7 protein-coding genes and 1 pseudogene are annotated in these 11,437 nt (G+C 33.3%); all 8 read left to right on the top strand.

What is annotated here, in order from left to right:
* The first annotated feature begins 263 nt into the window (after window positions 1-263).
* The 8 genes and pseudogenes from G8Y84_RS00310 (at window position 264) to G8Y84_RS11535 (ending at window position 11,061) form a co-directional block, all read left to right on the top strand.
* Window positions 264-1,232, top strand: coding sequence for a hypothetical protein (locus G8Y84_RS00310; protein ID WP_107363687.1), 969 nt, complete (start codon window positions 264-266; stop codon window positions 1,230-1,232).
* Entirely contained in the window at window positions 1,232-3,151 is a 1,920-nt protein-coding gene (locus G8Y84_RS00305; RefSeq protein ID WP_349236829.1) for an McrB family protein, read from the top strand. Before G8Y84_RS00310 ends, G8Y84_RS00305 begins: the two co-directional genes overlap by 1 nt.
* A complete protein-coding gene (locus G8Y84_RS00300) occupies window positions 3,135-4,856 on the top strand; it encodes a DUF2357 domain-containing protein (protein ID WP_103158940.1) in 1,722 nt (573 codons plus the stop codon). The genes G8Y84_RS00305 and G8Y84_RS00300 overlap by 17 nt, the downstream gene beginning before the upstream one ends.
* Window positions 4,857-4,868: 12 nt before the next feature.
* A complete protein-coding gene (locus tag G8Y84_RS00295; protein ID WP_165806034.1) occupies window positions 4,869-7,664 on the top strand; it encodes a type I restriction endonuclease subunit R in 2,796 nt (931 codons plus the stop codon).
* Window positions 7,665-7,774: 110 nt separating this feature from the next.
* A complete protein-coding gene (locus tag G8Y84_RS00290) occupies window positions 7,775-8,332 on the top strand; it encodes a restriction endonuclease subunit S (RefSeq protein ID WP_349236828.1) in 558 nt (185 codons plus the stop codon).
* A 4-nt stretch (window positions 8,333-8,336) separates the two neighbouring features.
* Window positions 8,337-9,893, top strand: a complete 1,557-nt coding sequence (locus tag G8Y84_RS00285) for a type I restriction-modification system subunit M (protein ID WP_165806033.1) — start codon at window positions 8,337-8,339, stop codon at window positions 9,891-9,893.
* Window positions 9,886-10,447 (top strand): annotated as a pseudogene (locus G8Y84_RS11540) (restriction endonuclease subunit S); the annotation flags it as partial. The gene G8Y84_RS00285 and the pseudogene G8Y84_RS11540, both read left to right, overlap by 8 nt.
* A 104-nt stretch (window positions 10,448-10,551) precedes the next feature.
* Window positions 10,552-11,061, top strand: coding sequence for a restriction endonuclease subunit S (locus tag G8Y84_RS11535; protein WP_481864897.1), 510 nt, complete (start codon window positions 10,552-10,554; stop codon window positions 11,059-11,061).
* Window positions 11,062-11,437 lie beyond the last annotated feature (376 nt).

Genomic DNA, 11,437 nt, shown 5'->3' with positions numbered 1-11,437 from the left:
AATAATATATATGACTTTTACCATTTGTACAAATAGAAGGGAGAGAAAAGGGGGGAAATTGATACAAACTATTATGATTTTGATAATCACCGTTTTAGAAAGAGAACATTAAATATAAGACTTAAAATTTCTAAAAATATTTGACTGAAAATTCCTTTAATTATGATATATTTGATGTAGTCAATAGATATTTAAGATTCATTTATATAGATGAGTTTCGTATAGATAACCGCATAAATAAAATGGGGAGCAGGGGGATGAAATTGGATAGAAATAAAACCATTCGAGAGCTTTTTAAGCTACAAAGTAATGAGAAAAAAGTTGAAATTATAAAAGAGTATGAATTAACTATAAGAGGTTTCTCTAATATTGAAGTACATAATATTAATAGTAATAGCGAAATGTATATTGTAAGTGAGGCTTCAAATAAACAAAATATTGAAAGAATACAAAAATACATTAAAAGTAAATTAAGAATTGAAGATGATCTCTCTAATCTTTTGGATAAAGACTTAATTATTGAACGCTACGGTGACGATTTCACAAAGCTTTTGACAATTTTTGAAAAAGATCAATACGGGGACCTTTCAAATTACATAATTAACAAATTAAGCGAAAAACATAATAATACAAGCATTCAAAAAGAGGCGCCAAGCAATGGAAAAGAGAAGTTAAATTCATCAGAACATGAAGATAAATTAAAAAAGTTAAGAAAAATTATCAGTGATTTAGAAACAACAGTAAGTGAAAAAGACAGTAAGATAAATAGTCTTTTGTTTGAAAGAAAAACATTGAATTCAAGAATAGAAGAGCTTGAAAAACTATATTACCAATCCAAAAAATCATGGCAAACCATGAAAACTTCTTTAGATGAAGAAGAAAGAGTAAACAGTGAACTTAACAAAAAGAATGATGAATTAAATCTGCAAATCGCAGAGCTAAAGAGCGAAAAAAATAGGATTATACACCAATACGCGGAAGCAAGTACAAAATATCAATTTCATTTGTTGGGAATTCCTCAATTTTGGATTGACGATCATAAAAATAGTAAAGTCTATCAGCCGACGGAAGTTGATTATTTTATAGAGGAATTTCATAAAAAACCTAGAGATATATTTATTGTATTTAGAAGCGGCATTGCACTCTATGATTTCAGACGGTTAAAAAAGCTAAGAGGTATGAAGTTTATTTCATCATTTGAAGAGTTTAAAGATATAAAGGGGGACTTCTAGTGATTAAGGAAAATTGGGAAAATGTCGATATGATAGGGGTATTAGCAACTAAAGAAGAATTGCAAAGAGTGTATGGGAAAGAAAATATATTTGTGAATAATACCGATAGAATTCAATTCTACATTAAATTACTTTCTATGCCGTATGACTATCCAAGTTCAGATAATCGTTCAAAATATATCGCTTGTTACCAAACGAACCTCACACAAATTGAAGATAATTTTTATGCAAGTGATGAAGAAAGAGTTGAAAATTTTTATAACGAAATCAGTAATAAATTATTAAGATTGAACGTGCAAAAGAAAGTCGACTATGATATTAACCAAAAAGTATATTACAACGGCTACGTAAAAGAAATCATTTATGCCAACGACAAAATGCTAAACGAGGGATCCTTGAATCCTATCCCCATTTTTAACAAATATAATTCAGTTACAAATGTGGAAGAATTTGAAAAATTATTAGCCTCTGGGAAAGTGGTTGGTGACTTACAGAATGTATCAATTGAAAAAGAAGATTACCCTCAATTTGTCATTTATAACGATATTATCGATGATTATGAGGATCGATTTTATGTGTATGGAAATGTAAAATCATTCGAATACATTGAAAATGCAGGATTTAAATATGATTTTGAAAATGAGATTAAAAAATATGAAATTGAAGATGTTGATTTCAATGAAATGTTAGTGACTGATAATAATATTGGGTTTATTACAAATGATTTAATTAGAAAATTTGAAGAGAATATTGATGCAAAAGAAGTCGTAGCGCCTGTTATTAAAAAAATGGTCGAGGACAACCATCAAAATGTCAAAAAAGAAAAAGAGTTCTTAGAACATTTATTTAAGAAACTGGAAAGTGAAAACTTACTTTACGATAAAAAAGATATAATTAACTTTCACGTTTCAATGAAAACGTCAAAACTTGTCATTCTATCTGGGATGAGTGGTACAGGAAAGTCGAAATTAATTAAGTCTTATGCGGCTGCCTTAGGCTTAAAGGATAATTTTAAGTTTATACCCGTAAGTCCGAGTTGGAACGATGATTCAGACTTAATTGGATATGTAGATACGATTAACAATATTTATAGACCAGATGATAATGGCTTAATTGAAACGCTAATTCAAGCGAGTGATAACCCCGATAAACTCTATATCGTATGTTTTGATGAGATGAATTTATCGAGAGTAGAACATTACTTTTCTAAATTTTTATCCATCCTTGAAGGAGATATCGGTAGTCGACAATTACAACTCTATAATAAAGAAATGGGCGGTAAATTGTATAATTCTACTAAATACCGATATGAAATAAAGATTGGTAAAAATGTAAGATTTGTAGGCACTGTTAATATCGATGATACAACACATCATTTTTCGAACAAAGTGCTAGATCGTTCAGACTTAATTTCATTAGATGTTATGCCGATTAAAGAATTAATAGAATTAAGTAAAAAAGAAAAAAGAAAAGTCCTTGAAGATGACTCATATGAAAAAGAATTTATTGAATATTTTTGTAAGGAGTCTAGCGAAATCAATTTGTCCCAAGATAATGCGGAATTTCTTCAAGAATTACATAATGAGCTCGTGAAAGTGAATCCTCAAATTGGCATAGGACCACGCGTCGTGAAACATATTGATTACTATTTGAAGAATATCCCTAATGAATCTGAAGTCTTAAGTGATGACATAGGTTTTGATTTTCAACTTTCACAAAGAGTGCTCTCCAAGGTCAGAGGATCACGTGAAGAATTGACGGATTTAGTGGGACTCTATGATGCTGATAATGATGAAGTTGTGAATTCTAAAATCATTGATTTGATGGATAAGTTTTCATCTATTTCAGATTTCACGAATGCGAGAAGTTTAATTCGAAACAAAGCGAAGGAATTGAAGATTAATGGATACACATTCTAAGGTCGCTATTGTCATTGGAAACGATAATAATCATGAAACTTTAAAACCTTTAAAATTCTTTGATAGTCTACAAAGTATAGACTTTAACCGTGACATTTCTCGCATAAAAGAATATACCCATTTTAAGTTGCGTATTAATGGGAAAGAATCGATTAAGGTTTATTCAGATTTGTTCGAGTTATATGATGACCCCAAAATTCAAGTTGATGAAGATAACCGAAATTATATGGGTAATGGTGAAATAGATATTGTGGATAGCGACATTGCTAACAATCTCGTACCTGGATATTATCTTTTAACATTAAAAGAAGAAGATTATAAATATGCGGTTATCGAGATTGTTCCAAAAGACGTGAGTAACGTTGAATGGAAAACGATATATCAAGATGTGAATAATTATATTAAAGGCTTATCAAATTCTTTATATCATAAAAATAATTCAAGTATTTCTCCAACAGTGAGAAATAACAATATTGTGGAGAAGATAGACTACTTAGAAGTGAATTTCACTCATATTATTTTTGCTTTGAAAAATATATATGATTCACCAAGGTATCAAGTTCAGAAAAGATATGCTTGGCGACCGATTTATACACAACCTAAAGTAGATAAAAATACTTTGAAATATCGTTCAAAAAGACCAGATAAAACAGAGGAGCTCTATTCTTATAATAAAGAGTTAAATTATAATCTAAAGGAAAATATATGGTTGAAAAAAGTACTGAAATTTCTCCAATATGAGCTAGTTGAAATTAAAGATTACTTAAATTTGGCAGAAGAAATTCATCTCGGACATAAAACTTCAAGATATAGTAGTGATGTGCTTATTGCAACGAAATCATTAGAAAATATTTGGACAATTAGAGAAAACATCAATCGCATTCAGCATATGTTGCAGATGATTATAGAGTCAGAATGGTATCAAAACATTGAAAATAAAAGCCATGCTTCTATCACACATTCAGCATTAATGGATAATAAATACAATATTATTTATAAATGGTATTCTGAGTTCAATAAGTCATCTTTAGAATTTGTATTTTCTCAAAAAGTGAAAAATTGTTGGAAAAGAACAGATGAACTTTATGAAATATGGTGTTTTATCAATGTATTAGAGTTATTGATAAGAAATGATTTTGACCCGATAGATGGATGGATTTTTGACGATTACTCTTATAATGATTTGCCTGATAATACCGTCATCACACTCAACAAAAATGATATAAGATTAAAGTTGCACTTTAACTCCATTATCAAGAGTGAAAGAAGTCAAACGACTAAAGAACATCCATTATATACAGGGGATAAGAAAAATAAACCGGATATACGTATAGATATTCATGTAAATAATATATATATTAAAAGTATACCGATGGATGTAAAATATCGAAAATTAAAAAATATTACTAAAAAAGAAAAAGGATCTTTAGAACAACTGTTGGCTTATTGGGCTCATCCCAAATCCAATTTACATTTAGAAGGGGCTAAGGTATTTAGAAGAAGAAATCATAGAATTATTTCAAAAGTCGCCGTCCTATATCCTAAAGATCACTCAAATAACAATAAAACAGATAAATTAGCAATAGATCATAACTTACATTTTTTTGAATTTAGTCCTAGCTATAAAGATGAGGATTTTACAAATATGATTAATGAAGAAATTGATGAAGCTTATGAAATTTATGAAGATATATATGGTTTCTAAGGGGAAGATATTATGGCTTATCAGAGTGAGTTTGCGTTAGAAAATGAAGTGATCCAACAATTGGTGGGATTGGGTTACGAACAAGTCGCTATCCATAATGTGGAAGCGATGCATCAAAACTTACGACAAATTATTAATGAACGTCATTGGGATAAATTAGAAGGGAACCCCCTCACAGATAGTGAATTTGATCGGCTTATGACTGATATTAACAACAAAACGGTGTTCGACAGTGCCAAATTGTTGCGTGATAAGTATGTGTTACGTCGTGATGATGAACAAACAGTGGTCTATATTGAACTGTTAAATACGCGCAAGTGGTGTCAAAACAAGTTCCAAGTCACGAATCAAATCAGTGTGACAGATCGCTACAAAAGTCGTTACGATGTGACGTTATTAATTAACGGTTTACCGCTCGTTCAAATTGAATTAAAGCGCAGTGGGGTCGCGATTACGGAAGCCTTTAACCAAGTTAAACGTTATCGTAGGCAAAATTTCACGGGATTATTTCGATTTATTCAATTGTTTGTAGTGAGTAATAAAATGGAAACGCGCTATTTTGCGAATAGTGACAAAGAATGGTACAAAAGTCACATGTTTTACTGGAGTGACGAGAAAAATGAACGCATTAATCATTTAAAAGATTTCGTACATGCCTTTTTAGAGCCGTGTCACATTGCTAAAATGATTAGTCGTTATATGATTGTTAATGAGACGGATGAAATTTTGATGGCGCTTCGTCCGTACCAAGTTTATGCGGTAGAGGCGATTGTGAACCGAGCGCTTGAAACGAACAACAATGGTTATATTTGGCATACGACAGGAAGCGGTAAAACGTTGACGTCATTTAAGGCAAGTCAGTTATTATCTCAAGAAAAAGAGATTAAAAAAGTGATTTTTCTTGTGGACCGGAAAGACTTGGACAGTCAAACTTTAGCGGAATTCAACAAATTTCAAGATGATTCTGTAGATTTAACGAAAAATACCCATACATTATTACGCCAGTTAGGGGATGCCTCCTTGCCGCTCATCGTGACCACTATTCAAAAAATGGCCAATGCGGTAAAATCAGGCGCAAAAGTGATGGAGCGTTACCAAGAGGATAAAGTCGTGTTTATCATTGATGAGTGTCACCGTACGCAATTTGGAGACATGCATCGGTCGATTCGCCAGCATTTTAAAAATGCGCAATATTTTGGTTTTACAGGAACCCCTCGTTTTGAAGAAAATAAAAGTCAAGATGGTCGGGCAACAGCAGATATTTTTGAAAAATGTTTACACCATTACTTAATTAAAGATGCGATTCGTGATGGCAACGTGCTAGGTTTTTCGGTGGAATACCATAAAACCTTTGAGCCGAAAGATGAGATTGAGGAAGCGTATTTATCAAAAATTAATACGAAAGAACTGTGGGAAGCAGATCAACGGATGGAAGCGGTCGCCGAACATATCATTCAAAATTACCAAAATAAAACGAACAATGGTCAATATACAACGATGTTCGCTGTTCAAAGCATTCCGACAGCCATTAAATATTATCATGTTTTTAAAAAGCTTAAAGACGCAGGCAAGCATGATTTAAATGTCACGACGATATTTACGTATCAGCCGAACGAAGAGACGCACGACAAAGATGAGGCGGAAGTAGAACGTTCTAGAGAAGTCCTCGATAAAGTGATGAATGATTATAATGAGGCCTTTGGGACGAACTTTCATACCGATAACTATGAAGGGTATTTCTCTGATATTTCGAAAAAAATGAAGAAAGTGATCCCCGGGGAAAAAATAGATATCTTAATCGTCGTGAACATGTTTTTAACAGGGTTTGATAGTAAGAAATTGAATACCCTATATGTCGATAAAAATTTAAAATATCACGACCTTATTCAAGCTTATTCTCGGACGAACCGGGTTGAAAAAGAGACGAAACCGTACGGCAATATCGTATGTTATCGTGATTTGAAACAACAAACTGATGAAGCGATAGAAATCTTTTCGCAAACGGATAATACCGAAACTGTTCTCAGTCCATCATATGAAGAATACCTTGCGATGTTTAAAGAATGTTTAGACCGTGTCTTTAATATTGCACCGACGCCTAAAGCGGCGAGTGATTTGGAACGTGAAGATGATAAAAAAGAATTCGTCCTCGCTTTTAGAGAATTGGGCGGCCTTCTCTTACGCCTCAAAACATTCGATCAGTTCCAATTTTCTGAAGACCACATCGGCATTGGTGAACAAACATTTGAAGATTATAAGAGCGTCTATTTTAATCTTTACGATGAGGTGACCCACAGAGAACCGACTGACGATGGGGCGTCTGTGTTAGATGACATTGATTTTAAAGTAGAGCTGTTGCGCAATGACTTGATCAATGTTCAGTACATTCTTGACTTACTCGCAAGTATTGACTTAACGGATGAAGCGGACCGAGATCATCGTCGTCGTCAAATTCACCAATTGCTTGATAAAGCAGACGATGAACAATTGAGACTCAAAGCCGACCTCATCCGCAAATTCTTAGATAAAGTCATTCCAACATTAGCGACGGATGCCGATATTAATGAGGCGTACTATGATTATGAAGAACAAGAAAAAGTAAAAGAAGTCCAACAATTCGCCAAATCTAAAGAATACTCATCCAGTAAATTGTTATCGATTATTGGAGAATATGAGTATAGTGGTATTTTAGATCGTGCAGAACTCCAAGAGGGGATTAAAGGAGGTCTCCTCGTTCGTCGGAAACAAGCGGATGAAATGGAGAAATTCGTAAAAAATACTTCGAACAAATACAGTCATAAAGAATAAACTTTAAAAACCTCTTGTATTTTTACTTTACTACAAGAGGTTTTTTGATATATGATATAAATGTAGTTAATAAAAAATACAAGAAAGGGGTATGCGCAATTGGGACTTTAGTGACTTATCATAATGGTTCTTTATTACGTCGTTTAGAAGAGGTCGACAAATCAGAAGGACATGCATTTCCAGTGTATGATCAGTACATGTTTGAATATGATAAAGGGGAATTTGATGCGATTACGCACGAACCCAAATATTTATATTTAAAGGCCAATCATAATGCCAAATTGGTTCATACAGGAGATATCGTCTTGAACATGATGTCAGGGGAATGTGTTATCGTAAGCGAACGTCACGAGGGGAGTGTGCTTCCATACAATTACACACACATTGAAGTGGACGCTACTCGACTTGATGCGGCTTACTTTGCCTATTGGTTCAATGCTTCAAAATCGGCCAAATCACAGTTACACCAAATCTTACAAGGGGGTTCTCTCGTTAAAAAGCTGACATTACAACATTTGAAACAACTCGACATTGACTGTCCTCCGATTGAAAAACAACGTCACATTGGAACGATAGCTGAAAAACGGAAAGCGCTAAAATACTTAAAAGCCAAACGCGATTATCAAATGGATATTTATTTAGCACATACATTATTTGGGGAGGAATAACTTTATGTCAACAACTGAAAAACAACGCCAACAACAAGCAAAATTACAAAAGAAATTATGGAGCATTGCCAACGATTTACGTGGCAACATGGATGCCAGTGAATTTAGAAACTATATTTTAGGTCTTATCTTCTATCGTTATTTATCTGAAAAAACGGAAGAAGAAGTAGCTAAACTCTTATCAGATGACAACCTTTCATATGAAGAAGCTTGGCAAGATGAAGAATATCGTGAAGCCATCGAAGCAGAACTCATTTCACAAATTGGATTCGTCGTAGAGCCACAATATTTATTCAGTAATTTCATTCGAAAAATCGAAAACCAAACATTCGATATTGAAGAATTGCATAAAGCCATAAACAAAGTAGAAGAATCTACACGCGGCGAAGAAAGTGAAGATGACTTTAACCACTTATTCGCAGATATGGACTTAAACTCTTCACGCTTGGGTACTTCTAACGCTGCACGTACAAAACTCATTAGTAAAGTGATGGTGAACTTATCGACATTACCATTCGTCCACAGTGATTTAGAAATAGACATGTTAGGGGATGCGTACGAATATTTAATCGGTCAATTTGCGGCGACTGCAGGAAAAAAAGCAGGAGAATTCTACACACCACAACAAGTGTCTAAAATTTTAGCTCAAATCGTAACAACAGATAAAACAGACTTACGTAATGTGTATGACCCGACGTGTGGTTCAGGTTCATTATTATTACGTGTCGGTCGTGAAGCGCGTGTGCGTCACTATTATGGTCAAGAATACAACAGTACGACCTACAACTTGGCGCGCATGAACATGTTGTTACATGACGTGAATTACAATCGCTTTTCAATTGATAATGCGGACACGTTGGAAGACCCAGCCATAGATGAAGAAAAATTTGAAGCCGTTGTTGCGAACCCACCTTACAGTGCGAAATGGAGTGCAGATCCAAAATTTATGGATGACCCGCGTTTCAGTAACTATGGTAAACTCGCACCAAAATCAAAAGCCGACTTTGCGTTTATCCAACATATGATTCACCATTTAGACGACAACGGAACGATGGCCGTCGTATTGCCACACGGTGTATTATTCCGAGGTGCAGCAGAGGGTCAAATTCGCCGTTACCTCATCGAAGAAAAAAACTATTTAGATGCGATTATTGGCTTACCTGCGAACCTGTTCTTTGGGACAAGCATTCCAACAAGCATCCTCGTCTTCAAAAAATGTCGACAAAAAGACGATTCTGTACTCTTTATCGATGCCTCCCAATCATTCGAAAAAGGGAAAAACCAAAACCACCTCTCAGATGAAGACGTCGAGAAAATCGTTAACACCTATCGTAACCGAGAAGAACTTGATAAATTCAGTCACAACGCCACACTCGAAGAAATCACAGACAACGACTACAACTTAAACATTCCAAGATACGTCGATACATTTGAAGAAGAAGAGCCTATTGATTTAGATCAAGTTCAGAAAGATCTTAAAAATATTGATAAAGATATTGCGGAAGTTGAAGCAGAAATTAATGCATATCTGAAAGAATTAGGAGTGGTTAACCATGACTAATGAACAAAAGAACCTTCCTGAGTTGAGATTTCCAGAGTTTGATGGGGAATGGGAAGAGAAAAAATTAAGCACTATTTTAGAAATAGGTACTGGAAAAAGTAAAGTACAATCAAACGAAAGTGGAAAATATAATATTTTAGGTTCAACTGGTATCATAGGGAAAAGTCATACCTATGATTACGAAGGGGATTTTATACTAACTGCAAGGGTTGGACACTACGCTGGGAAACTTTATAAACATGCAGGAAAAGTTAACATTTCTGATAATACTATATATTTATATAACTTTATAAATAAGAATTTTATTTATGAAAGTCTAAATGTGTTTAAATTGGAAAAATTAGTTTTTGGGTCAGGGCAACCTCTGATTAAAGCTTCTGATTTAAAGAAATTGAAAATACGTGTTCCCGTAAGTAAGGAACAGAAAAAAATAGGTACATTTTTCAGTAAACTCGACCAACAAATCGAATTGGAAGAGAAGAAATTAGAATTATTAGAGCAACAAAAGCGTGGGTATATGCAAAAGATTTTCTCACAAGAGTTAAAATTTAAAAATAGCCAACTAGAAAATATTAAATGGTCATATAAAACACTTGAAGAATTAAATAGTTTCTTTACTGATGGAAATTATGGAGAAAGTTATCCAAAATCTGAAGATATGAGTGATAAAAATGATGGTGTAGCCTTTTTAAGAGGTTCAAATTTGAAAAAAGGCAGAATAACATTAGAAGATGCCAATTATATAAGTAAAAAGAAACATAGTGAACTAACAACAGGTCATCTATTTTTAGACGATATTGTTATAGCTGTAAGAGGCTCTTTAGGAGCAGTTGGGTATGTTAATGAAAATATGGTTGGTAATAATATAAATTCACAGTTGGCAATTATTAGAACTTCAAATTCATTACTTTACGGTAAATATCTATTATATTATTTAATGAGTAATCAAGGTAAAAAAGAACTTTTGAGTAGAGTAACTGGTACGGCTTTAAAACAATTACCAATTAAACAAATTAAACAAATTAAAGTGCCTGTGCCAAAACTTCACGAACAACATAAAATAGCAAATTTTTTAAGTGAACTAGATAATTTAATTGATAATCAAACAGAGAAAATAGAATTATTAAAACAACGCAAACAGGGTTTACTACAAAAGATGTTTGTGTAGTTCTGATAACGGCCTATTATGTAAAAAAACAAGTCAAAATTTCGGCTGTTTTTTGTTTTTAGAAACGAGTGAAAAACGAGTTTCTTCTTTTCTTGATCAGTAAATCAAAATGGTTTTATTCACCAAAATAAAGATGCTTCTTGTGACAAAATTTAGAACTTAGGTGAGCCCCCCCATTAAAGAATAATAATGGGGGGCTCACTTAAGAAGAAATTATTTTTGACCCCGTTATCTCCTTCATTTTTTCATAAATTCCCTTATTTTTGCTTCAAAACGAAAATTTTCAGCGCTTTGGATGTTCACCTCATAAAGAATGTCTTTTTTAAATTAACTTTAAAATTGTATTGTGTGAATCAAAGTTATGTGTTATATTAAA

This window comes from Staphylococcus sp. 11511212 (assembly GCF_011394755.1).
In the GTDB taxonomy this organism is placed as follows: Bacteria; Bacillota; Bacilli; order Staphylococcales; family Staphylococcaceae; genus Staphylococcus; species Staphylococcus chromogenes.
Note: the sequence above shows the minus strand (reverse complement) of the source record. Positions and strands in the feature narration are given on the sequence as shown.